The 25,727-nt window shown below is 32.8% G+C and carries 28 protein-coding genes; all 28 read right to left on the bottom strand.

Annotation, left to right across the window (positions count from 1 at the left end):
• Positions 1–35: 35 nt before the first annotated feature.
• Positions 36–1,679, bottom strand: a complete 1,644-nt coding sequence (locus tag Q0845_RS07540) for a sulfatase-like hydrolase/transferase (protein ID WP_298511345.1) — start codon at positions 1,677–1,679, stop codon at positions 36–38.
• Positions 1,680–1,876: 197 nt separating this feature from the next.
• Entirely contained in the window at positions 1,877–2,719 is an 843-nt protein-coding gene (locus Q0845_RS07535) for an NmrA family NAD(P)-binding protein (protein ID WP_298511343.1), read from the bottom strand.
• A 14-nt stretch (positions 2,720–2,733) separates the two neighbouring features.
• Positions 2,734–3,234, bottom strand: coding sequence for a DUF1772 domain-containing protein (locus tag Q0845_RS07530; RefSeq protein WP_298511341.1), 501 nt, complete (start codon positions 3,232–3,234; stop codon positions 2,734–2,736).
• 3 nt (positions 3,235–3,237) lie between these two features.
• A complete protein-coding gene (locus Q0845_RS07525; RefSeq protein WP_298511339.1) occupies positions 3,238–3,417 on the bottom strand; it encodes a hypothetical protein in 180 nt (59 codons plus the stop codon).
• A 105-nt stretch (positions 3,418–3,522) separates the two neighbouring features.
• The gene (locus Q0845_RS07520) at positions 3,523–4,509 is read right to left on the bottom strand and encodes an AraC family transcriptional regulator (protein WP_298511338.1); all 987 of its coding nucleotides are present in this window, start codon (positions 4,507–4,509) and stop codon (positions 3,523–3,525) included.
• Positions 4,510–4,558: 49 nt separating this feature from the next.
• Positions 4,559–5,206: an alpha/beta fold hydrolase gene (locus tag Q0845_RS07515; protein ID WP_298511336.1), complete on the bottom strand. Its 648-nt coding sequence runs from the start codon at positions 5,204–5,206 to the stop codon at positions 4,559–4,561.
• Between the two features lie 37 nt (positions 5,207–5,243).
• Positions 5,244–5,714: a hypothetical protein gene (locus Q0845_RS07510; RefSeq protein WP_298511334.1), complete on the bottom strand. Its 471-nt coding sequence runs from the start codon at positions 5,712–5,714 to the stop codon at positions 5,244–5,246.
• Positions 5,715–5,764: 50 nt separating this feature from the next.
• Positions 5,765–6,343, bottom strand: a complete 579-nt coding sequence (locus tag Q0845_RS07505) for a hypothetical protein (RefSeq protein WP_298511331.1) — start codon at positions 6,341–6,343, stop codon at positions 5,765–5,767.
• 103 nt (positions 6,344–6,446) lie between these two features.
• Positions 6,447–6,689 (bottom strand): hypothetical protein, encoded by a 243-nt coding sequence (locus Q0845_RS07500; protein WP_298511328.1) that lies wholly within the window; start codon positions 6,687–6,689, stop codon positions 6,447–6,449.
• A gap of 548 nt (positions 6,690–7,237) precedes the next feature.
• Positions 7,238–8,452, bottom strand: a complete 1,215-nt coding sequence (locus tag Q0845_RS07495; protein ID WP_298511326.1) for a class I SAM-dependent rRNA methyltransferase — start codon at positions 8,450–8,452, stop codon at positions 7,238–7,240.
• A gap of 182 nt (positions 8,453–8,634) precedes the next feature.
• Entirely contained in the window at positions 8,635–9,555 is a 921-nt protein-coding gene (locus Q0845_RS07490) for a hypothetical protein (RefSeq protein ID WP_298511324.1), read from the bottom strand.
• Positions 9,556–9,778: 223 nt separating this feature from the next.
• Positions 9,779–10,642 (bottom strand): DUF5050 domain-containing protein, encoded by an 864-nt coding sequence (locus tag Q0845_RS07485; protein WP_298511322.1) that lies wholly within the window; start codon positions 10,640–10,642, stop codon positions 9,779–9,781.
• 75 nt (positions 10,643–10,717) lie between these two features.
• Positions 10,718–11,509: an AraC family transcriptional regulator gene (locus Q0845_RS07480; RefSeq protein WP_298511320.1), complete on the bottom strand. Its 792-nt coding sequence runs from the start codon at positions 11,507–11,509 to the stop codon at positions 10,718–10,720.
• A 303-nt stretch (positions 11,510–11,812) separates the two neighbouring features.
• On the bottom strand, positions 11,813–12,358 hold the full coding sequence (locus Q0845_RS07475; protein WP_298511318.1) for a PH domain-containing protein: 546 nt from the start codon (positions 12,356–12,358) through the stop codon (positions 11,813–11,815).
• Between the two features lie 75 nt (positions 12,359–12,433).
• Complete coding sequence (locus Q0845_RS07470) at positions 12,434–13,138, bottom strand: hypothetical protein (RefSeq protein ID WP_298511315.1); 705 nt, start codon at positions 13,136–13,138, stop codon at positions 12,434–12,436.
• A 719-nt stretch (positions 13,139–13,857) separates the two neighbouring features.
• Positions 13,858–14,634 carry a hypothetical protein gene (locus Q0845_RS07465; RefSeq protein ID WP_298511313.1) on the bottom strand — a complete coding sequence of 259 codons (777 nt, stop codon included), beginning with the start codon at positions 14,632–14,634 and terminating at the stop codon, positions 13,858–13,860.
• A gap of 178 nt (positions 14,635–14,812) precedes the next feature.
• Entirely contained in the window at positions 14,813–15,385 is a 573-nt protein-coding gene (locus tag Q0845_RS07460; protein ID WP_298511310.1) for a hypothetical protein, read from the bottom strand.
• 557 nt (positions 15,386–15,942) lie between these two features.
• Positions 15,943–16,677 carry a hypothetical protein gene (locus Q0845_RS07455; RefSeq protein WP_298511308.1) on the bottom strand — a complete coding sequence of 245 codons (735 nt, stop codon included), beginning with the start codon at positions 16,675–16,677 and terminating at the stop codon, positions 15,943–15,945.
• Between the two features lie 190 nt (positions 16,678–16,867).
• Positions 16,868–17,590, bottom strand: a complete 723-nt coding sequence (locus tag Q0845_RS07450) for a DNA alkylation repair protein (protein WP_298511306.1) — start codon at positions 17,588–17,590, stop codon at positions 16,868–16,870.
• A gap of 11 nt (positions 17,591–17,601) precedes the next feature.
• A complete protein-coding gene (locus Q0845_RS07445) occupies positions 17,602–18,489 on the bottom strand; it encodes a hypothetical protein (RefSeq protein ID WP_298511304.1) in 888 nt (295 codons plus the stop codon).
• Between the two features lie 291 nt (positions 18,490–18,780).
• A complete protein-coding gene (locus Q0845_RS07440; protein ID WP_298511302.1) occupies positions 18,781–19,539 on the bottom strand; it encodes a bifunctional 2-polyprenyl-6-hydroxyphenol methylase/3-demethylubiquinol 3-O-methyltransferase UbiG in 759 nt (252 codons plus the stop codon).
• Positions 19,540–19,603: 64 nt separating this feature from the next.
• Complete coding sequence (locus Q0845_RS07435; RefSeq protein WP_298511300.1) at positions 19,604–20,212, bottom strand: hypothetical protein; 609 nt, start codon at positions 20,210–20,212, stop codon at positions 19,604–19,606.
• The gene (locus tag Q0845_RS07430) at positions 20,209–20,565 is read right to left on the bottom strand and encodes a hypothetical protein (protein WP_298511298.1); all 357 of its coding nucleotides are present in this window, start codon (positions 20,563–20,565) and stop codon (positions 20,209–20,211) included. The genes Q0845_RS07435 and Q0845_RS07430 overlap by 4 nt, the downstream gene beginning before the upstream one ends.
• 2 nt (positions 20,566–20,567) lie before the next feature.
• Positions 20,568–21,335, bottom strand: coding sequence for a hypothetical protein (locus tag Q0845_RS07425; protein WP_298511296.1), 768 nt, complete (start codon positions 21,333–21,335; stop codon positions 20,568–20,570).
• 48 nt (positions 21,336–21,383) lie between these two features.
• Entirely contained in the window at positions 21,384–21,896 is a 513-nt protein-coding gene (locus tag Q0845_RS07420) for a hypothetical protein (protein WP_298511294.1), read from the bottom strand.
• Between the two features lie 243 nt (positions 21,897–22,139).
• Positions 22,140–23,948 (bottom strand): acyl-CoA dehydrogenase family protein, encoded by a 1,809-nt coding sequence (locus tag Q0845_RS07415; RefSeq protein WP_298511292.1) that lies wholly within the window; start codon positions 23,946–23,948, stop codon positions 22,140–22,142.
• Between the two features lie 118 nt (positions 23,949–24,066).
• Complete coding sequence (locus Q0845_RS07410; RefSeq protein ID WP_298511290.1) at positions 24,067–25,257, bottom strand: acetyl-CoA C-acyltransferase; 1,191 nt, start codon at positions 25,255–25,257, stop codon at positions 24,067–24,069.
• A gap of 43 nt (positions 25,258–25,300) precedes the next feature.
• Positions 25,301–25,648, bottom strand: a complete 348-nt coding sequence (locus Q0845_RS07405; protein WP_298511289.1) for a four helix bundle protein — start codon at positions 25,646–25,648, stop codon at positions 25,301–25,303.
• Positions 25,649–25,727: the final 79 nt, after the last annotated feature.

Here is a 25,727-nt window from a genome sequence, read left to right as displayed (position 1 = left end):
TCATAAAGAGATAGCTTTTCTATAATTGATAGGCACTATGCTGTTTCTACACTTGGTACATCTGCTAAATTCCAATTATTTGGTCGTGTATACGTTTCTTCCATGTGAGCAGTAAGAATGGCATGTAGTTCTTTCCAAGTTTTTAATAAAGAATCTTCTACACTATCAGGATCTGCTAAAAGATTTTCAACTTCTATTTCTCCTTCATGAGTGCTATAGTCATACAATTCATATTGAATTTCTTCTGAAGCTGTACCATCATCATTTAATGAGATTTCACCATTATAATTGATCACACCATAATTTTGACTTCCGTAATCAGCAGCATAATACACTGCATATTTATATTTTTTGTTGATCAATCCTCGAATGCAGGTATATTGTGAGATAGAACAATCATCCGTAGCAAAATAGTTATACTCTTTACCGTTAGATTCTCCTTTTAATACTGCGTTGGCATAACTTTTTCCTTGCAATACATATTTATCAGCAACCTTAGCGCCCGTAATATCTATAATTGTTGGCATTAAATCGATGAGAGAAACCAAATCATCTTTAACGATATTCTGTGGCAAATTTGGATTGGAAAATATCATAGGAACATTAATGGTTTCTTTGTAAATGGTATTTTCTTTTTGACGTAATCCGCCTTGCGACATTGCCATTTCTCCATGATCTGACAAACGAATCACATATGTGTTTTGCTCTAACTGTTTTCCAACATGTATATTGGATCGCATTGCATTGATAATATCTCCAGTTAAATCATCGATAAGCGTTTGTAAATACGCATAGAATTTTAAATAATCTAAGGCTTCTTCATCACTGTCTAACTTTCCTCCTTGAAAACCTGCTAGAAATTCTTTTTGAGCATTTGGTTTGTTTTTTAAGGAGCTGAAATAACTCTCAGGCAATTTAAAATCATCATATGCCTTTCCTAACCATGCTTTGTCCGTATAACCTGCACTAATTGGTGTATATGGATATACCCAAATATCATGCGGATTTGCTAACGAAACGACCAAACAAAATGGTTTTTCTGCATTTGGATCATAGTTTTTAATAAAATCTACTGCCGATTCTTGACTGTCCAAAAACATAGGTCCATTTACAATTCTATTATCATTAGCTGCAGTTCCGCCTCCGAGGGAATTTAAAGGACTATTTTCATCAGGCGGTTGTTGTCCTCTTTCCGTAATATTCGTTTCGCATGTTCCCAAATCTGGAGAAGTCCATCCTGGAAACGCATAATGATTTTCCATAGCATCATCTTCAATCATCATACGATCCATATCCGAAGGACGCATATAACTAAAATTAGCAAATGAAGCATCTAAGTGCCATTTTCCTTTGTAGACCATTTGATAGCCTGAATCAGTCATTATTTGCCCTAAAGTAGCAATAGAACCGCCCATAGGTAAGGTACGACTCATATTAATGGTGTCATTTACTTTAAGCACACCATTGACCGTGGGATAAGTTCCAGAAAAAATGGTGGATCTACTCGGAGAACATGCCGTAGAACTACACATATTATTTGTAAACGTAACACCTGTCTTTTTCAAATGTGTTGTCCAAGGCAAATGCTCTTCAGCCCAACCATCAGGGAAGTGCTGTATGGTTCGTTGTTGATCGGTAATTAGAATAAGAATGTTTGGTTTTTTTTGTGTGTTTTTCATGGTGATTAGTTTTCTGAATTTTGATCTAGACAAATGTATATCAAAGATTTAGCTTATGCAGTTTCAGTAGAATCAAATTTTGAAAAACACGTATTATTACGTAACGATGATGAAGTGGTTATACGTTATAAATTATAAAAAAGCTACCTCATAAAGAGATAGCTTTCATTGATTGTTTTTTGATTGATGGTTGATTTCTACAACGTCTGTGGTATGGATTGATTCCAAATGCCAGTAGCTGCAGTTTTTGTAGCAAACTCTGTAAAACTGGTTGCTTTTCTTCCTAAAACTTTTTCAATGTCATGAGAAACCATTTGATTGTCTGTATTTGCAATTACGACTTCAAATAAATAGCCTAAAAGCCATACAAAATCTTCCGGAACACCCGCGTTTTTCATACCTTCTAAATAATCATTGAGTGAAATTTCTTGAAAGTTGATGGTTCTATTAGTTGCTTTGGCAATGGTTTGTACTGCTTCCTCGAAGGTTATCTTTTCAGGACCTGTAACGGTAATGATTTGTCCGTTGAGCGAATCATCGATCAATGCTTTTACTGCAACTTCTGCAATATCATCTGCATCTACAAACGGAATTTTTGCAGCTGCCATCGGTAAAGCAAGATGACCTGCTAAGACTGCATCTAAAAATACACTTTCGCTAAAGTTTTGATTGAACCAAGATGCTCTTACAACAGTATAGTTTAAGCCTGAGTTAGCCACAATTTCTTCGCAAGCTTCTGCTTCTTTTTCACCTTTCCCAGAAAGTAAAACTACTTTTTCTAATCCTTGTTTTAATGCCGTTTCTGTAAGTGTTTGAATGGCTTCTTTGGCACCCGGAATTGCCAAATCTGGATGATAAGAAATATAAGCACAATCCATTCCTTTTAGCGCATCTGCATAGGTTTTTGGATCATTCCAATTGAATGCTGGATTGCCATTTCTGGAACCGATACGTACGTTGTGACCTTGATTTTGTAAAATGTGAGCAATACGGCGACCAGTTTTTCCTGTGCCACCAAGTACTAAAATATTTGATTTCATAATGTTTACTGTATTTAAAATTTATATTGTGATACTTTGATAAGCGTGATGAGCAAGAGTCCAAAAGAAAGAACACTTGTAATAGTTCTGATGAGATGCAATCGATTCCATTTGACTTCAAACTGATTGCGCACTGTTTGTAAATCACTCACAGAAGCTTCTGCCAACTTGGTTTTGTCTAAGATTTCATTTAACGGAACATTTCCAAAAATGGTCACCAATACCAGTCCGAAAAAGTAGAGCAGAGTTGCCACTACAAGTAAGGAAATGATCGTAGTTGAGGTATTTTTCAATAAAAATATGCTTCCCATTTGTGCTACGAATGGACCGAAAAAGACCAGTATAAACGTCGGATTGATAATGGCGCGATTCATTTGCTGAAAAGCTTGTAAATAGCCCAAGTTGTCCAATCTACCAATTCCTGTGGTGACGGCATTTGTCCATGTAAAACACAATCCTGCGGAAAGTCCAGTGAGCAATGTTGCAATTGTGATTATTGTTAATTTAAGTGTCATCGATTAGTTGTTTTTGAAAGTAGTCCAAGTGAATAGTTCGCTTTTTTCTGTTGCTGTTGAATGCACTTCTAGCGTGATCGTTTCTTGCTTGACGGCAACAGCATCTGAGTTCATTTCCGCGGAAGCGAATAGCAATATAAGCTTCGAAATGATTGAAATTAAAATGATGTTTATAAGTCCCATAACTGATTGTTTTTGTTTGATGAGACAAAATTCAGAAAAGGAGTGAAGGGAAGATTGACCGTTTACGCCAATGTTTTGACAGTTTGCGCCAAAGCATTGATTTTCTTAGGATTTACGGAATTCAATAGGCGTTTTTCCTGTCCAACGTTTAAAAGCACGATTGAAAGCACTTTGTTCAGAAAAGCCAGTTTCAAAGGCAATTTGTGCCATATTTACAGTTACTTGTTTCAACAATATTTTTGCACGTTCTTCTTGTTTCTGTTGAATTAAATCGCGAAAAGTGACACCATGTTCGGAAAGTCTCCTTGTAAAAGTACGTGCACTCATTCCAAGAATTTCAGCCAATTGTGCCACACTCGGAATTCCGCTAGGCAAGGCATCTTCAATCAATTGTTGTATATCCGTAATGAGTTTATTGGTGTTGATTTCAATGCCTTTGGTTTCTTCTTCCACACGTTCTACCAAAAACTTATTGATACTGATATCGGCTTTGGCAGTACGTAGGTTTAAATCTTCAGTTTTATACGCAATGATATTGTGCGATTGATTGAACAGTATGGGACATCGAAACGCTTTGTGATAATCGTCTAATTTCTTTGGCGGATCATGCTTGAATGCTACTGAAACTGGGAAAATAGCTTTTTCACACATGGCCTGCAATACTACGACCGTTGCAGAAAAGGTGGCTTCGTTTGACAATTCCAATCCGCGGCGATGCGCATCTCTATATAAGTATACTTTGGAAATTTCGTTGCCTTTTTCAACCTTAAATACATACGTGTCTGATAGCAATTTGAAATAGCGTTCGCTTCGGTCAAATATTTCGCCAGCCCAAGAACAGGTTCTCCATGCCAAACCTAAAACACCATAATCTTCAATTTTCATTTCTTGTCCTACACGTACTGAAAAACCTGCACCTAGTTTTTCATCTAAAAATTCATGCAATTCAAAAAAGTGATCGGCAGGAACGGCGTTGATGTTGGGAATGGCTTCTATTGGTGTTTGTAAACTTTGGAATTCGTCTGTATGTAATCCTTCTGCTAGCGCATGATGGATCATCTTTTTGTAGAGGTTGATGGAAATATATTTCACGATACAGACTTTGTAACGAAAATACTAAAAAATGAAAGTAGTTTTTGTTTTAGATATTATTTTTAATGAATTCCGCAATCTTTTCCGCTTCGTTGATAACACAAATATGACTTCCCTTTTCAATGATAAAATCAGGTTTGCTGACGAGTTTGTACGGCAAGGTTTTGTCGTTGGTTCCATGAATCCGAATGATTTTAGTAGTTGCAGGAACTTTGGGTGCAGACCAAGAAGATAAAGCGCGCAATGCCCATTGTAAGTACGAATTGGTTTGTTTGCCAATCATACTTTTAAATAGTTGTGTTGTTTCTGCATTGAAACCGTGACTTTTGCCCCAGAACTTGATAGATTTCGTGCAGATTCCTTTGGTGAAAAATAGATCTAATCGTAATGGTTTGGCAATTTTGAAGGAAAGTGGTATTTCTTTTCTTGAGATAATGCTTGAAATTAGGATGATTTTTTCAATGGATTGCGTGCTTGCAATTTCCTGAGAGACAACTCCGCCAAGCGAATGTCCAATCAGAATAGTTTTTTCAGAAGTCTTAGGAATTGTAGCAAATAAACGTTGTGAATAGTCGTGAATATGCTCGTTTTTAAGCGGTTCAATCCAGTTTAGGTATTCAATTGTATATTCTGTTAAATTCAGATTGTGAAAAATACGATCGTCGTATCCCAATCCTGGAATTAAAATAAGTCTCATGCGATTTCAAAACGTTGTGTATCAACAAAGTTACGGCTTATTGATGGACTACAAACCAAACTGCGACAAATTCTTCTAAGCTAAGTTCGCCATCAAAGTTGAATAGAATATCGCCTCTAAAATTGGATCGTCCTTTGTATACTTTACCATCTTCAATCGTGGCAATAATATCAAAAGACGAAATGGAGTTTCCGTTGTAAATTACATTGTCTTGAATATTGAAGAGAATATCGCCTTGAAAAAAAGAATTTCCTCGGTACACTTTTCCATCTCTAATATTGGCAATAATATCTTTGATAAAGGTGAAATTTCCTTTGTAAATCTTGGAATCTTTTATGTTTACTATAATATCGAGTCTGAAGTTTGAATTGCCATCATACACTTTTCCATCTTCCACCGTACAAATAATATCATTCGTAAAATTTGAATTTCCATTGTACACAAAAGTTTGTGCTAGCATTATAGAATTAGCGAAGAGTAGAAGCGAAGTGAGTAACAGTTTTTTCATGGAATGAAGATAATCAATTCTGTCATTCTTGCGTAAGCAGAAATCTATTTTTAATGAAGCCAAAAATTTCCTATGGAGGAAATCCATTTACCTTTCGTTTTGGTAAAAACAATGGTCTTTCCATTTCCACACAATCCAGGACACAAATCTCTGATCATCATTACGGCTTTTGTTCTATCTTTTGAAAATAAAGGAATAGAAAAAACATACCAATTATCTTTATTTTCTTGATTAAAGCCTAGCTTGGAATTGTCCCATTGGAAATCATCCAATTTACTTTTTTGCTGTTTTATTTCTGAAATATCTTCTTCGGTAAATTTATCAAGATGATCAATGAGATTAAATGGTTCAATATAAAGTACAGTTTGGTTAGGAGACTCTTTTGTTAGTTCTTTTTTTTGCCCTTTATTTTGAATTTTTAAAATTAACTTATCGAGTGTTACACTATCTGCTTCTACTTGATTAAACCCAGATTCTGGAGTGATTCTGATGGCATAATTTTTATCTAGCTTTTGCTCTTTAATTACAATTTGCATAAAATCATAAATATCTTGATGGGAAGTGTCTTGCTGTTTACACCCAATAATTGTGAGTACTATTAAAATAAGTATACTATTAAAAGTTTTCATACTAAAATGTTTATATGGGATAATCATTAATCTTAAATATACTAATAATCCTACAAGTATTTTAAGTATTTAACATAAGATGTATATTCTATGATGTTGTATGTTATTGAATTTCAATATACACACACTTCAAATACGCACCTTCTTTAAAACCAATTGGATGATCAATATCGTGCAGTGTTTTTTGAAGAATGCTATAGTTAGCGTTGTTTCTGTGCAATGTTTCTTCTACCAAATCAAAAAAGATTTCAGCGGTAACTCTAGAACTACAAGAAGCCAATACAAGTGTTCCTTTTCGTTTTACTAATTGTAAGCCCAATTGTGTGAGTTTTTTGTAACTCGCCATGACTTTGTCTACTTCCGCAGCACTTTTGGCAAACGAAGGCCACAACTCTAATGTAATGAACGCTCTTCCCTTTTTAGAGGGAATTTCTGGAATTGGACTAGTTATATTAGATTATTTAGCTGATTATGATTCTAATTGGGATGAATGCTTGATGATAAATTAATAGTAGTTATAACTTATTTTGTATTGACGAAAAATTCTAATAGCCCACTAATTATTGTCAAAACTCCAGCAACCAACATTATATAACTCCATAATCTATTGGATATAAAAAATAAATGATGGTTCATTTCGATTCTTTGTTTTTCACCATGAACTTCTATGTAATCATAACTCGTCAAATATGTCCATATAAAAGAAATTAGAAGTCCAATACCTATTGAGATTTGAAAAACAACTTCTGATGAGATATTTTCTGCATAATAACTTCTTAGTGATGCAGCAATTATAAAAATTCCAAAACATGGAATTACTAAAAAGATCGGTATTAAGATTCCACGATTGTTATAAATTATAATCATCAGATTTTATATAAGATTGAAAATTAGTTAATGTATCTGCACATACACACACTTCAAATACGCACCTTCTTTAAAGCCAATTGGATGATCAATATCGTGCAGTGTTTTTTGAAGAATGCTATAGTTAGCGTTGTTTTTGTGCAATGTTTCTTCTACCAAATCAAAAAAGATTTCAGCAGTAACTCTAGAACTACAAGAAGCCAATACAAGTTTTCCTTTTCGTTTGACCAATTGTAAGCCCAATTGTGTGAGTTTTTTATAACTCGCCATGGCTTTGTCTACTTCTGCAGCGCTTTTGGCAAACGATGGTGGATCAATGACCACAATGTCAAATTTCGTGTTGACACGTGCTAGTTTACTTAATTCGTCAAAGGCATCGCCTACAATGATTTTATGTGTTCCTGTGTATGGATTGAGTTTGGCGTTACTTTTGGCAATTTCCAAAGCCGGAGCACTAATATCCAAACTTGTCACTTCTTTAGCGCCACCAACCAAAGCATGTACAGAGAATCCGCCAGCATAAGAGAATACATCTAAGACAGTTTTGTTTTTAGAAAGTTCGCCTACCTTTTTTCTGTTATTTCTATGATCTAAAAAATAGCCAGTTTTGTGTCCGTGAATGACGTTTGCAGAGAAATTAACGCCGTGTTCTTTAAAGATGATGACTTCATTTGCGAGTTCTCCATCTAAAATTTGTCCGTCAGTAAATTCAAATGCATTCTTTTCTTTTTGCACATTTCTACTGAGTCGCAATACAGTCGTTGTTGCTTTGCTAGTTTTGATCAATTCAGGCAAAATATCCTTTAGGTAATAAAACCAATACGAAGCGTATAACTTTACAACAAGCACATTATCATAGACATCGGCAACCAATGAAGGTAAGTTATCATTTTCGCCGTAAATCAGTCGGTAACTGTTTGTATCAGTTTGTAAAAGCGGTATTCTTTTGTTGTACGCTTCTTGCACTTTGTCAGCAAACCATGCTGCATTGATATTCGCAGGTTTGTTGGCTTGTAATATTTTGATGCGAATTGGAGAGTTGGGATCGTAAAATCCGCAAGCCAGAAACTTATTCCTTCGGTTGTCAAAAATAATGGCTAAATCACCAGATTTCCCTTCTTTGTTTTGCTTGACGATACTATTGTCAAAAACCCACGGATGTCCTTTTTTGACTAAAGTTTCCGCTGAAGGTTTCAGTTTTATAGCAATTTTGTTGGTGGATATTTCTGGTAATTTGATCAATTTTTCTGCTTTGCGATGAATTTGAGCAAAAGTACGGTTTTTGGTGTAGTATTGAGGTGTTAGTAGTGAGTATTGAGAAGTTTTGTTATGCTGAACTTGATTCAGTATTTTATTTTAAAGGTTTTTGGTCACGAATTCACGAATGTTTTTAGTTTGTTTATGGCATGACTTTGAAATTTGTGTTAATGCGTTGTTGGTCTTCGTTTTTCTATAACCTCCGAGCTTACCCAATACAAGTTTGATAATCCTTCTTCGTTTTCAGATCTAGTAAAAAACAAATATTTTCCATCTGGTGTGATACTTGGACATCCTTCGTTAAGATTAGAATTCACTTCATTTCCAAGATGAATAGGTTTTGTCCATGTTTCGTCTTTTTCCTTAAAACAGACATAAATATCAAAATCTTTTCTTTCTTCACTTTCTTTGTTTTGAGAATATACTAGCAAATAGTCTTGAGATGGAGATATAAACCCATGATGACCAAATTCAATATCAACTTCTTGTGCCTCGGGAAAATTTCCATTTTTATTCTGGGCATAGTACATTTTTCTTTTTGAAATATTTGTATAAAAAAGATCTCCGTTTTTAGCTTGATTTATATAAAAAACTAGATCCTCATTTAGAGGTGAATCAAGTTGTATAGCATCACTCCAAGAATCTTCTAAACGGTTTACATACCATATTTTCTCATCCGAAAAAATAGAATCCAAAGCCGTGAAATAAATTCTTTTGTTATCAAAGCTAACGAATGGATATAATTCCTCTTTTTTTCTTCCATTGGTGAAATTTGCTTTTTTAGCGGGCGTCCATGTATTGTCCTTAAGTTTTGAGAAAAAGATAGATACATCTCCTTCTTTTTCATTCACCGTAAAATAGACTTCTTCTAAATCAGGAGAAAACGAAATATTCGATTCATTCCTTCCATTGACTGAAATAATACCAGGAGCAAAAACTTCAGGCATTAAACTAGGTGGCTTTTGACCAAAATAAAAATTTTCTTTGGTTGAAGAATCCTCAACTTTTGTATTTGATTTATCAGTTTTGCATGCATTTAGAAGTATTATAAGTATCAGTGCAGAAAGTTTAATTATGTTATTTCTCATTACTTAATTTGTTATAGTTTCTGTGAACATTTCGTATAAAAATAGTAACGAATTTTTAGATACGTACTATTTCGTTTATTATTGACGTCTTATTTATAAAATTCTTTTTCGTTTTAGCGATTAAACTGCTGTTATTTCTATACACTGTTACCAAACGTGAGTATATTTATTATCCGATTTATTTGTTTCATAATTTATCAACTCTTGGGATCTGTTTAGTTAGCTATTTTAACCAAGCTGGTTTTGTTCCACCTTCTATAATTTTCTTTTCTGAAGAGCCATCACTGTTTATCGTGTAGATATCCCATCTTTCACCTAGTCTTACAAATATTACTTTAGAGCCATCAGGTGACCATGATGGATGCCAATCTTCAACAGTACTATGAGTCAACCGTTTTTGATTAGACCCATCGATATTCATTGTATAAATTTGATATATTCCGTCTCTATTAGACATAAAAGCGATTTTCGTAGCATCTGGTGAAACCTCTGGGTTCCATTCTTCAGCATCGTTATTTGTTAAATGAACAATGTTGCTACCATCAACGTTTGCGATACTTATCTCACTCTTTTTATCTTTGTATTCTGAATTATAGACAATTCTTCCATCCCGAGTAAAACAAGGAGCAGTACCTTTGAGTGACTTTATTTGAGTTTGATTACTACCGTCAGCATTCATAATCCAAATTTCTGCCTGAAAAACTCCTGTCGAATCTGTATATTCTCTTGCGTAAGCAATTTTTTTTCCATCAGGTGACCACGTTGGTGCGCTATCCCATTTATTTTTTTCATGAGTTAAGCGTTTTCTATTTGTACCATCGCTGTTTATTGTATGAATAGACCATGTTTTTTTTTCATCGTACTTTCCATAAAAAGCAATGCGTTTTCCATCTGGAGACCAGGCAGCATATCCTGCATTCTCAGTAATTTTTGTTTTACCCTCATTGGTGGCCACAATAATTCCGCCACTGCTATAAGCAATCGTATAGGGTGTTGGTTTGGATTTGTCGTTTTCTTTATTTTCTTGAGCAAAGACTATGTTTAGCGATAAAGCAAATGTCAATATTAATAACTTTGTTGTTTTCATGTTTTCTTCCTTTATTATAAATGTGTTGACTTCTCATTGTGTTAATTAAGAAAACAAATGTACTTCTTGAAAGAACTACAAGTCTTGTAAAATCTTGCTATTCTTTTTATAATCGCCAGGAGTTACTCCAACGTATTTTTTGAAGCTATGCGTAAAATGACTTTGGTCATAAAACCCTGATTCAAGGGCAATTTCTACCAAAGGGACATCCGTATAAAAAAACTTTTTTGAATTTTCTATTCTAATAGTAGTTAGATATTCCAAAGGTGTTAAACCAATACTCTTTTTAAAGCTTTTTTGTAGTTTAAATTTATTCACTTTAAACTTTTTTTGTAGCGTTTCTAAAGTGATTGATTGGTTATAATTTAAAGACAAATAATTTAGAATATCATCAAAAGGTTCATCAGCATTTTTTTGAAAATAAGATTGTTTTACATCATTCAAAGTATCCAAAAAAAGATTTTCAAGAACCTTAAAAACCGATGCTTCATTTATTTCAAAATCACTGCTACAGTAGGATAGAAAATAGGGAAAGCTTGCTAGGTGAGAATAATCGGTATTTATTTTTTTTGAAACACTTTTGATTACATCATCACTAATATAGAGGGCTTTGTAAGTCCAAGCACTATTTGTATTGCTCCAGTTTTTATGAATTGAGTAAGGGGGAATTAATTGCAAAGCATTTTTGCTAACCAAAAACTCCGAATTGTTAAACGCTATGTTTTCGCTTCCGTATTCGATAAAAACCATACTCCAACATTGATGGAAATGAAAAGGGAATTTTTTATCAATAAACGTTGCAGATTTAACTTCAATGCCGTCTAGTATCGGTAATTTTATTGTGCTTACTTTGTTTATTTCCATCATTTTAATTTGCAATTAAGTACTTGTATTTATTGAGCAAAGACAGCACCTAGCAATACGATTGTCAGTATTAGTAGTTTTATATTCCTTCTTTTGTCAATATGTTTGGTAACGTTTAGTATATGGCAAGTAGAGCAGTAGAAAACGATAAACTTTCGAGTTTGCACTGAGCCAAAACGTTGTATTTTGTTTTTAATTTATTCATTCTTAAAAGCCAAATTAAAAATTTGGCAGACTTTCCAGATATACATAAACCTTTCGGTTAAGTACTTATTAGCTATGTTTTATACGGCGTGTTATCAGACGTTATTTTTTTTGTATTTCTATTATTTGATTATAAACCTTTCTAACATTAGATATCAAATCGAGTTGCGGGTTGACTTTCATTCCAGGCCACCAATTCATTCCATTTCCCCATATCATCATAGGGTTTTTAGGTCCGATTGAAATAGTTCCGCTTCCATCATTTTTCTCATTGTATTGGATATCAGATAAAGTCCTAATATTTAAAGATTTTACATTTTTAGAAAATATTCCACTCTTTATAATTATTCTATCCTCTGTTAATCCGTAATAAGTATTTTCTCGTTGTTTTGAGTCAATTATAAACCTTCCGAATACAAATACTAATCCGACAATAACAAACGGAATTCCGAATAATGCAAATAATCCACCATCTTGTGAAGCCATAATTACCCAAAAAATCGCAAATCCGCACCACAAAATACTGAAAGGAATTAGAAAAATATCGGCAGTTCTAAATACGATTCCTTTTTTCGGTTGACCTGTCCAAAGTAAAGTTTCGTTATTGTCTAAATGTTGTCTTAATTCTGATTGTATTTCTCCTCTCATTTGTTTTTTCTAATGCGTGGTAACGTGTTTGTGTATGGTTAGTTGCGTGGTTTAAGCAATTAATTATACACGGTTTTAGGGTACGTTTTTTTTATAGTTTTCTATTAAATTACTCAATTCAGATGGCTTTTTTTCTAAACTATCAATAGATACTATAATTTCTTTTTCAAATGGCTTTTTTACAACTAAAAACTCATTTCTCATCCAAGAACTTTCTCTATCAGTATTCGCATATTTAGTCAAAATATAAGTAAAAGTATTATTCCAACTTATTAAGTCTTTGTTTTCAATTTTTAATCCATTTTTAGATAGAGCTATCTTTTCGGTTTGGTCAGCCATTTTAGCAAGCAAAATTCCAAAAATTGGAATTGAAAAGATTGTCAGAAAACCAAATATCTTTAAGAATTCAACATTCAGAATGTCCAGCGTGTCATTTATAAAATAATTGAAAAAATAAGCTCCGAAGAAATCTAAAAGGAACAGATAAACAAAATTAAAATCGAATTTTTTATTTCTCAAGATTAATTCATTCGGCAATTTTTTCTGCTCTTTAGTTAATAAGGTTGGTCTAATTTTCTCAAAGTATCTATCGTCTTTAAGATTAATCTCAATCAGTTTTTGTTGACTTTTTATTAGCTTCTTATTATTTCCGACATATTGAGTGCAAGTACTTATAAAGTCAGGTCTTTTCTCTGTGATTTCACAAATTGGTCCATTTAGGGATTTTCTATGATTTTCACAGCCAAAACACCAATTATGTAATAAGTCAATATCGTTCATCTTAAATGTACCCTAACGTGTTTGTGTATGATTTCATTGCGTATTTCAGCAACTAATTTAGCAAATACAAACCGAATAGAAAATCCACGAGGATTTTCGTAAGTAGGCGCGAGTACAAACCATAAATTATACACCGTTTTGTCTTTCGTGATAAATTAAGTAATCGACTACCAATTGTTAATCATTCTTTTAATACTTGTCATCGAATACATATTTTGCTATAAAACTTGTTATGTTTATACTAATTAATAAGAATTGCTCTATGATAATGTTATTGGAATATTTCTTGAGAATTTATCAACTCATTTTTGAGCAGCCCTTTTTCTAATTAAACATTTTTGTCAGCGTAATTTCTTTAACTCTTCATGTGCAGATTTAACTGGGTCTCGACTATCTTCTGGTAACCTAACACTTGTATTACATGTTGGTTCAGAACAGCTGAAGCTTTTGCCCGTTACAAGATTTGAAAAATCAAATTTGATTTTTCCATTTTTACATGCAGGACAATCTATAATATGTTCCATTTTGTTTTTTAATTTGGTTGTTACTAATTGTACTTAGTTAGGTTTTCTTAAATGGTGTGCAACGTGTTTGTATAAGATTAGTTGCGTGGTTTAAGCACTAAAGTTAGCAAATAAATCACAAATAGAAATTCCGCGAGGACTTTTGTAAATGGGCTTGTACTAGCAATTAATTTCATACGATGTTGCCAGTTGTTTTTATTCAAATTCAATAATTTCTTTTCCTTCAGTTCTGATTTGAAACAACTTTCGTAATTTAAAGTTTTCTGAATTTTCAATATAGAATTTTAAATTCTCAAAATTTATAGTAGTTGTTCCATTTTGTTCATTAATCAAAGTTTTTGCGTATTGTTTTCTTCTCTCTAGAAATCCACTTTCTTTTTTGTTGATAAACCATAGAGTTCTTAATTCGTCTTTATCTATTGCAATTGAAAAGTCTCTAAATGTTAATTCTTTTGAGTTTTGATTTATATTACTCAAATCAAATAATTCTCCAGAAGAGAAAATAACATTTGTATTTTTATTAGAAATCCAGTCTTTTAAATGAATTCCTTGTTGGAAATTGATTTGGTCATTTAGATGCAAATGAACAAGTTCTTGATATTTGAACTTGTTTTTGAGAAAGTACAAGTCGATGAATTTTTTTTTGCCATTATCGTATAATTCATATTTTAATTTCCCTTTTTGATTAATTGTTTTTTCAAATCCACAATTTCTATTTCCGTAGTTTATATTCAAATAAATTTTAACTTTCTTGAATTTTACAATTTCTGCTTTTTTAAAATCTTTTGATGTATTTAACCGGCTAATAATCTTATTATTATCAGAATTTTTTAAAACAATGTTTAAATTTCCATATTTGGTTTTGTCATCCTTTTTTTCGAGGTTAATATAGATATCAACAGGAACGAGTTTCCTTGAACATCCAAAAATCAGACATAAACAAAATAGAAGAGTTATTTTTCTTAAAGTCACTTTTTATAATTTAAGCCCAATATAATTCAGATGATTTATTTATGAAAGTTAGAATGAGTGTGAGCTAGTATTCATTGAGTTAACGGGTTTCTCAAATTACTGGCAACGTTTAGCATAAACGGTCGTTTTAATGCCGTTTATATAGTGTTGTGCTTTCGTTTTTTATTGCAATTGGCTGCTAAATTTCATCATTATTATAAATAATCATACTAACCTCATCATCGATAGGTTCCATTAATCTTTTAGTAGAAATACACTTACCTAAACTCTTTTCATTAAGCAAATACTCTCCATTTACTATTTTTTCGTAATCTTTTTTTCCTCCTCCAGAATTCCACACAGGATGCCCCAATTCGTGTGAATTCGTTAAAAAGAACTTTGTTACAATCTTAAAGTCGTTATTTTCTATTTCTATAACCAACAATAAATCTAATTCTTTCCAAGATTTACTTGCATCTGGTTCGGAAATCATGCAGAGAAAAACTGTCTTATCAATACTATTTCTATACTCATCTATTCGAAATAGATGCCTTTCATTAGTCTTTGGGTAATTTTTAACTCTTTCATAAAACTCTTCATCCATTAAACTATTCATCTTAGCTCCAAATGAATTTTTTAACTCTGGCACTAAATATTTCCCTAACAAATCTACCTTTGAATTATAGGCATCAAGATCGGGTAATTTATAAGCCTCTAAGACTTCAACCTCAGCCTTAAAAAACATATCAAAAAAATCAACAATTCTATCCATTTATTATTTTTTTTTAATGAAGCACAACGTATGTATATAAGGAATTCCTCTTATCATACTAAATTTGGAAAATAACAGGAACTCATTGTAAAACAACTTCCAATTATTTTCTATAAATGTAAAACAAAGATTATTTACTTGCAATGTGGTTTTCTCGTAAAAACAGAAAAACTTATTTTGTTTGCTCAAACAACTTTAAAAATCAACCAAATTTTTATCCCAAAAATGATATTTAAAAAACCTGCTGAGGTTTTGGGTAAAAGTAGCGGAGGAAATGACCAAAAGCAGCGGAGGTTTTTAGTAAAACCTCCGTAGGTTTTTTGAGAAAGGAACTGTAGTTGTTTGAAAATGATGTAAAATGCTTATTATTAAGTGTTTGTAAATGTGCATTTAAATGAATTTCGTTTTTTGATTTAGTAGTGAGTATTGAAAAGTTTTTGGTCACGAATTCACGAATTTTTTTAGCTTGTGTTTTTGTAGTAGTAAGATCTTTTCGGCACGCTAAACGAACATTGAGCAGCGTCGAAATGTGATTCAGCATCTTATTTAAAAAGGTATTAACTAAGGTTGCTATTCATATGATCTATTGTGTTTGCTAGTCTGGAAAAACTAAAAGTTAGATGCTTATATTCGCTATAGGTTCCAGGTTTGTTTAACGATTCTTTTAAACTACGAGTCCATTTATTGTATCTTTTATTTTTTATAGTGTCAATATCAATTGTATTTATAAACTCTTTATAATATTGTAAAAATTCGTCTGCTGTAATTGTATTTGGATAAATTTTAGTCCACAATGGATTTAAGTATAGGAAAAAGAATGACGGATTATATAAAAGATGAGATGCAATTTTCCAATATTCAACTTGAGTGATACTGTTCGATTTGATTTTTAATTGTAACATTTCTAAGGTATGCTTTCTTTTCTTCCATTTCTTTCGCAATTCTCTCTGGTTAAGCTTTACGTAGATTGCAACAATTGCAATGGAGGACATGTATAGGATGAATTGATTTTTTTGAAATGTGTCGCTATCATACGTTATATAGAATACAAAAATAGAACCGATTATCAATGTTAACCAAGTAGGCAGAAAGAACAAACTTCCTTTCATTCCTTTTGCATCTAAATAAGCCGCAATTAATGCTAAAATTTGTAACGATATAAAGGCTTCTTTTGTCCCACCAATCAGATCATAATTGTAACCAAATAAAGGAAGTACTAATTGAATTAGACCTAATAATGCGACTCCAATGATAGCTTGAAATAAGGCATATATGTTGAATATTATTGGCATTTTAATATGTTAGTTATGGGTTTGTCTAAGGTTAGTTATACGTTTTGCACCTAATTTAGCAAATACAAATTATATATGAAACATTTGACTTTTTTTACAAGAACACTTACCTAAGTAATGATACTTTTAGCTTGTTTTTGAGAACGAGTTTGGAAACTCGAGCTCGTGTGGAAATATTAGTGGAATGATTTTAATTCTTCTTGACATAGTTATTCCGATTCAAACCAATCTCGATTTTTTTACGAAACCAATTCGCAACGAGTTCAGTATTTTGAATGTCTTTTTGATACAACTCTATAATATCTGGATGAAATTTAGCGGTTGTTTTTGAAGCCCAACCTACACCTTGCCTAATTTCTTTGTCTTTTGTATTTGCCATGGATAACAAAATTTCAAACATTGTTTGTACATGTTCTTTTTCCAGTCCTTTTTTGATGGCGTAATGTGTGCCAGCTCCAAGCGAACGAATGACCCAATTTGTTGTATGATTGGATAATTTTTTGATTGTTGGAATTGTTTTTTGAGGTTGATGTAATAATGAAAATCCAAAAACACGCTCGCCAATAATGTCACACACGTACCAAATATCGGCGTCTGCGATGTATTCGGTTGCTTTGGTAATGGATTCTTTGAAGTGACTTTTTAACCTTTTTTGCAATATGATTCCTAAGAGTACATTACCACCTTCTGTTTTTAATTGCTGAATGTGATCGCAAAAAAGAATGTGTTGATTTTCAGGAAGCTTTTCGTAAATCGTTTCTCCGCAATATTCTAATATTGGAAATTTGACTTTGTTTGCTAAAATTTCTGAATGGATTGCGTTTACAAAACCCTCTAAACCATTTTGATTATATATGACGAAGGACTTTTCGAGGATTTCTTTGATTTCAGATTTTTTGGTGATGAGTCGCATTTTTTTAACGTTTATTGTCTAAAGGTAAACTCAACTTCATTTGATCTTCTATATTTAGACAATGTCAATCCAGCAGAGCTTCTCCAACCTTCTTTGATTGGTTTGAACACAGATCTAGATATATCTGGTTTTCCTAATTCTTCAAAAAAAGCTTCAATGATAAGTTCTCCATTGTTTGAATAACGTTTAATGGAAATCTCTTTTTTTTCTCTGTCTACGGTTAGTATTTCATAATTATATTGTGCGGTATCTCCTAAGTGAGTTGAGAATAGCAGAGAATCCCTGGAGTGCATTATTCCTTTTTTTAGATTTATCTTTCGTATTGGCGCTATGGTTTCTCCTGCTTTGGTTAAGCTAAGCATTAAGGTTTGATGTGCATCCCAAAAATTAGTAGCAGTTACTCCTTCTCGATATGTCAAATCATCAATAAACTGTTCTTTCGTGCTTAACTTTGAGTGCATCTGTTGAATGTATTTTGAGTATATTATTTTTTTTAAATCAGGTCTACTAAGAAATCCCTTTACATTACAGATGTATTCAGCACCAATTACGCCAAGAGACTTGTTGTTTTTTACATCGTAACATTCAAATTTCACTGTAGGATTACAATCTTTTAGAATAGGAATGTAACCGCCAAAACCTAAGCTTAGCTCTTCTTTTTCTCTGAGTTCAATTACTCTCGTTCCATCTCCACGTACTAGCGATGTCCCATTTGCGAACAAGAATCGATATTGAATATCTTCTTTACCAGCAAGTGCTCCATCCTGTATTTCACAAAAAGAACCGTGTTCTTGTAATGTCATACTATACCATTGCAGATGGAATGGAAGCAAACCATTATCGTGCAATACTATTATTCCTATAATTATCAAGATAAAATACTTTATTTTCTTTTTCATTGTAATTGCTGATCATGTGTTTGTATAAGGATCGTTGCGTATGTAGGATGCGTCTTATGATGAAACATTTTCGTGTTAAACGAAATAAAGTTAAGTCTTTTGGAATAATCTCGCAATGAGCTGTTCCGTAACTTGATAATTATATTTATGATATAAGAATAACCAGAGCTAATTTATGACAGTAAGAAATTTGATTTCCTAGGTAAGCAGGAATCTATTTGGATTATTTCGTTAGCATGAGTTTTGAAACTTGGGCTGACTTGTGGATTTCCTAAATAGTCAAAAGTTATTTTAGTTGTTTTGACAAATAAATATCTGTTTGTCCGAAGTATTTGTGAATGGACCTTCGTCAAAAGAACCAAACTTTTCAAGAATATGAAAACCACTCCATTGTAGATATGCATCTAATTCTTGGGGAAAAAACATGCGCATGTCTAAATTTTGAATTGAATCAAATTCTCCATTGATAAAATAGTGCCATTCAATTCGATTGATCTGTGTGTTGGCTTCATATTGCATAATTTCCTTGATCAAAACTTCTCTTTGATCATCGGTTGTGTACTGTGTAATTTTTTTAAGTTCTTTTCCGCCTTCTACAATAAATTCAATATTTGGATTGAAACAATCGAATATAAATAAACCATCTTTTTTCAAATGTTTCTTTACTGCTTTTAATGTTTGAAACAAATCGTCATTCGTATATAAATGGTGAATGGAATTAAACGGAATAAAAATAAGATCGTATTGCTGCGATACATTAAAAGTTCGCATATCTGCTTCGATGAATTCAATATTCACTTTGGCTTCTGAAGCTTTTACTTTCGCCTTCTCCAACATAGAAGCGGTAATATCAACGCCCGTAATATCATGTCCGTCTTTTGCAAGCGGAATGGTGAGTCTGCCCGTACCACAGCAAAGTTCTAAGATGCGTGCGTTTTTATTTTTTGACAACCAACGTTGGTAAAATGGCAAATCGTCCATATTGGTATTCATACCATCGTAGATGCTTGCATTATAAACTAAGTTGCCGACGTTGTAGGAGTTCTTCATTTTATTGCAAGTATCATTCAAATTAAAAAAATATAAAGTTAAGTCTATCTAAAGTTGATACAGATTACTCTCTATTTTTGACTTTAGTTTGATGAATATTGTAAATAGCATATTTATATGTTTTTTCAACCGAGTTTTTTCTCAAATGTATGTATTGATAAAACGAGAAGGTTAAAAGTAATATAAGTCCAATATCAACAAGAAGCTTTCCTTTAATTATAAAAAAGATAAGAATTGGGATTATACATATCACAAGTGTCCTAAAGAATTTTGAGCTAACCATATCACGTTCTACTTCATTTGCATAACTAGAATTTGATTCTAAAAGTGTAAACCGTGCCCATTCGTAATTAGACAAAAGCTTAAATTTTTCTTTTTTGTGTTTTTTGATTTCTTCAACTAAATCTGAACCTTTTAGAGAGAAGAATTTATCATAAATTATATCCAAAATTCTTCCTATTCTTTTTAATACATGACCAAATATGTAAGAATAAAAGAGAAGAATGGGGAATTGAAAATTATAAAACTTTTCATCTTTGAAAAGTATGTTGAACAAATCTTTAGTAACTGCATCCATATTGAAATAGAGAAAAATAACAAATACACCGCCTGGCACAAGAATCGTAAAGAAGTCTTGTAAGCCTATGAAAAAATCATTTGGTTTTAAACTCATTGTATTAGTTTTACATAGTCTTCTTTTACATCTGCATCAATTACAACTCCAAGTTGTCCGCCATAGAGTCGATCATTTCGATCTTTTCTAGGTCCTGAAATCCAAAACTCGTCTCCGCTATCCACATCAAAATAATTAGCTTTAAAACCACTTCCTTTAAGGCTTCTAAATTTACGACCTCTATAATAGAGTGTCTTTCCTGATTTTGAAAAATACACTCTACCAATTCTAGCGCTTCCTTCGATATCTGTAGATTTATCTTCGATGTACATGATTCTTGATCGCTCTAGTTTGAATTCTTTTGGTAATTCTTCTTCAGAGTATACTTCTGATATGTTAAATGTGGTCTTCATTTTTAGTTTTGTTTCTTATTATTTTTAGAATTTAGATCACTAAAATATTTCTTTGTAAAAGCTTTATCTATAGCTCCGTAAAAGTTACGAATTATCCATAACTTATTTTTTAACTGCGGAAACAATTCAACGGTAGCATAAAAATTTTCAGAAGGAAGGAATAGATTTTCTGCAAAAGAATTGAAATCATTCTCAAAACTAGATGTTGCATATTGATGCAAAAATCCTTTGGCATGCAGCAAGGAATTAAAATCTTGATTGCTTTTATCTTCTTTGAGTGCTGTAACTCCGCCATCTCCATAGGTAATTTTATTAGAAGCAATCCATCTATCTTTTTTCATATAAAATGGGTAATTCCGTAATAAAATACTAGAAAATTCATGATGAAACGACTTTTCAAGATACGCATCAGAATATCCTAGATCATTACCATTATTTGCTATATATACAGTATCAGAAGAGTTTGTTCCTCCAAATTTTTCGCCATAGAATTCTATAGATTTCAGGATATAAACTCTTTTTAAATTTTTAGTAATGACATTATTGGGATATTTATCGAGCGCAGCTTTGACTATTTTTAAACTTCTTTTAATTTCTGTGGAATCCAATGAAATTCCTTTAGCAGCAATTTCTGCTGTTGTCCAGCTAACAGGAAAAGTATCTTCATGTACTTCATAAAAGATTTGTATTCCAGTACGTTTATCAACTACTTGGGAATTAATTTCATTCAGAAAAAATATAAAAAGTATGATTACTAAATTTCTATTCATTATTGATACTTGTGTCATTGATGAGGTTACCGATGTTGTGAGTGGGTTTTATATTTTCTTTAGTTTTCCGCTTTGCAACTTACGAAACATAAATCCTAAAGGATAATATCCAAAATTCCATTGATCGTTTTCGTATTTAAAAAACATATAGTTTTCTATATACTCTCTAGGATGTTCTTCCAATCCTCTAAATTTATAACTTTCTTGGATTTCTATCAGATCTCTTTCTTGTGGATGATAATCAAAGTCAAATACTTTTATCGTATTTAACATTTCTAAAATATAATCTGCTTCAACATCCTTTTTAAGTTTATTTTTTGGAAAAATTATTCTTCCCATGACAGCTCGAGAACGATCTTCTTTGAAACGTTTTAGCGACCAGTATAAAATGGTTTCTTCATACGTGCCATCTTCGATTGCTTTTAGAGATGTTTCATAGGTTTCTTTATCGATATATTTGGAGCCCGTATTCATAAAATTATGAAACTCTTCTACTTTTTGATCGTAGAAATTCTGCACAGCATCTATAGAAGTTTTTCTTTCTTGTTGAGTTTTGTCCACACAAGTACAGAATTGAAGGTTAAAATTGGTTTTACACATAGTAAAGCAGTACTATAGAATTGGATGTTTATTGTAATTACTTAATTATAAAAGTACTAATTTTTATGATGAAGTAAATTTATTTTTAAATATGCCATACATTACACCAAAAAAGCCACCTCGGGATAGAGATGGCTTTTTAACAAACAACTAAATTCTAAAACCTAATAGTGTATTTAGAATTATCTTTTATATTTTCTGCGACTAGAAACAGTATTCGTTTTCTGCGTTTAATTTGTCTGCAATTTTGTTACGTAACGCAACAACATTTGGCATGTTTGCGTATTTTGTAAAACGCTTTAATCCCATTAACATCATACGTTGCTCATCACCTTCTGCAAACGAAACAATTCCTTCTTTAGCTTTTGTAGTAATTTTTTCTACAGCGTTGAATAAGTTTAAACGCGTCATTGCAATTTGAATTTCTTGAGAGTCTTCACCGAAACGCTTAGCATTTTTCTCCGTACGTAAAATAGAAGATTCTACCATATAGATTTCGATCAAAATATCTGAAGCTGCCATTAATAATTGTTGGTGCTCTTCTAATTGAGGTCCAAATTTTTGAACAGCCGAACCAGCTACCATTAGGAATACTTTTTTCAGTTTTGCTAGTAATTCTTTTTCTTCTGAGAATAATTCAGAGTAATCTGGAATGTCAAATGAAGGAATTCCCATTAATTCATCGGCTACTTTCATAGCAGGACCTAATAAATCAACATGTCCTTTCATAGCTTTTTTAACCAACATTCCCACAGCTAACATTCTGTTGATTTCGTTGGTTCCTTCATAAATACGAGAAATACGTGCATCTCTCCAAGCAGATTCCATTGGTGTATCTGCTGAGAATCCCATTCCTCCAAAGATTTGGATTCCTTCGTCTGTAATAAACTGTGCGTCTTCTGAAACTTTTACTTTTAAGATAGAACATTCAATAGCGTATTCTTCAACACCTTTTAATTCAGCTTCTTGATGTGTGTTTCCTTCCGATTCGCGAATTGCAATTCGATCTTCAATATTTTTTGCAGCTCTATACGCTCCAGATTCTCCAACGTAACAAGCAGTTGCCATTTGTGCTAATTTTGCTTTGATAGCTCCGAAGTTCGCAATAGGCGTTTTAAACTGAATACGTTCGTTGGCATATTTTGTAGCTTCTGTAATCACACGACGTTCAGCATCTAAACAAGCAGCAGCTAGTTTGATACGTCCAACATTTAAAGCATTCATGGCAATTTTGAAACCATTTCCTCTTTCAGAAAGCATGTTTTCTACAGGAACTTTTGTTTCGTTGAAAAATACTTGACGAGTAGAAGAGGAGTGAATTCCTAATTTGTGTTCTTCTTCACCTAACGTAATTCCGTTTGGATTTTCTCTATCAAATTCAACAATAAATCCAGTGATATTTTTATCATCTTCAATACGAGCAAAAACGATGAATGTCTCCGCAAAACCTGCATTTGAAATCCACATTTTCTGTCCAGAAATCAAATAATGTTTTCCATCTTCAGATAAAACAGCTTTGGTTTTTCCAGAGTTTGCATCCGATCCTGCACCAGGTTCTGTTAAACAATACGCTCCAAATTTTTCTCCAGCGGCTAACGCAGGAACATATTTTTGCTTTTGCTCTTCCGTTCCGTATAAAGTAATTGGCATAGTTCCAATTCCGGTATGCGCTCCAAAAGCAGTTGCAATTGATCCTGTAGCTCCAGAAATATAGTCACATACTAACATGGTAGAAACAAATCCCATTCCCATTCCGTCATACTTTTCAGGAACAGCGATTCCTAAAAATCCAAGTTCACCAGCTTTACGCATGATTTCTTCTGTAAGCGCGTAATCTTTCTTTTCAAACCGTTCTTTATTTGGCCATACTTCACGATCGATAAATTCTTTTACCGATTCTTTCATCATTTGTTGCTCCTCAGAAAAATCTTCAGGAGTAAATACGTCTTCACATTTTGTTTCTTTTACTAGGAATTGTCCTCCGCGTAAGATGTCCTTGTTTATTGTTTCCATTTTTTATAGTAGATTTTAGTATTTAGTAGTGAGTATTGAGATACTACTACTGTATGCTTTTTGGTTATTATAATTATGAATAGCAAGAAACTCACTACTCAATACTGATATCTCAATTCTAATTTAAGAATTCAAAAACTCCAGCGGCGCCTTGTCCAGTTCCTACGCACATGGTCACCATTCCGTATTTCCCTTTCATATCGCGCTTGCGCATTTCGTCAAATAGTTGCACCGATAGTTTTGCTCCTGTACAACCTAATGGATGTCCTAATGCAATAGCACCACCATTTACGTTTACGATGTCTTGATTTAAGTCTAATTCACGCATTACTGCTAATGATTGAGAAGCAAAGGCTTCGTTCAATTCGATTAATTCAATATCGTTTTGTTGTAATCCTGCTTGCTTTAATACTTTTGGAATTGCAGCTACAGGTCCAATTCCCATGATGCGTGGTTCTACACCTGCCGCAGCATAGTTTACCAAACGTGCAATTGGCTCTAAGTTTAATTCTTTCACCATTTCTTCACTCATGATCAATACAAATGCAGCTCCGTCACTCATTTGCGATGAGTTTCCAGCCGTTACACTTCCGCCTTGAGCGAAAACCGCGCGTAATTTATTTAATACCGCAGTACTTGTTCCTTTACGTGGACCTTCATCTTTAGTTACGGTGTAACTTTTCGTTGCTTTTTTACCATTTTCATCAATATAGGTTTGATCAACAGTAATAGGAACGATTTGATCTTGAAAACGATCTTCTGCCAACGCACGCAATGCTTTCATGTGTGAATTGTATGCGAATTCATCTTGGTCTTCACGAGATACGTTGAATTGGTTGGCAACAGCTTCTGCTGTATTTCCCATTCCCCAATAATAATCTTCGTGACCTGCGTTTACGATATCGTAGTTCAATTCTGTTTTAAATCCTGTCATAGGAACAGAACTCATGCTTTCGGCACCACCAGCAATGATACAATCTGCCATTCCTGCTTGAATTTTTGCAGCTGCCATTCCGATGGTTTCTAATCCTGATGAACAAAAACGATTTACCGTAACACCCGGAACATCAACAATATCTAATCCCATTAAAGAGATGAGACGCGCCATGTTGAGTCCTTGTGAACCTTCTGGCATTGCATTTCCAACAATAACGTCGTCAATACGTTTTTTGTCAAAGTCTGGCAATTCATTCATCATGTACTGAATCGTTTCGGCTGCCAATTCATCCGTTCTTTTAAATCTGAACACACCTTTTGGAGCTTTTCCAACGGCTGTTCTGTATGCTTTTACTATATATGCTGTTTTCATTTTCAATGAATAGTATTGAGTATTGAGTTTTTAGTATTGAGATTTATAATTTCTGCTGAAAAGCATAATTCATTTTCTGTATTTCAATACACTGCTCAATTATTGGTTGTACTTTTTCTTTGTTTATGAGATTTAACTCTTTTACTAATATCAATTGCGTTTGGAGTTCGTAATTAGAACCATTTGCAATACTTAAGAAATGTTTAAACTCTTTGTTTGAATTTCTTCCAGCACCTTCAGCAATGTTAGAAGGTATTGAAATGGCACTTCTTTTTATTTGAGATGTTAACCCAAATTTTTCATCCTTTGGTAAATCAGCTATCAGTAGATATACAGCTTTTGTCAAGGCTATTGACTTTGTCCATATTTTTAAATTATCTACTTTATGCATTTGATTTAGTATTGAGTTTTGAGATATTAGTATTGAGATTTTTCTTAGAACTTGTCTCAATTCTCACTACTAATATCTC

Origin of the sequence: uncultured Kordia sp. (assembly GCF_947489565.1) — a bacterium.
Lineage (GTDB): Bacteria > Bacteroidota > Bacteroidia > Flavobacteriales > Flavobacteriaceae > Kordia.
This window is presented reverse-complemented; position numbering and strand designations above follow the sequence as displayed.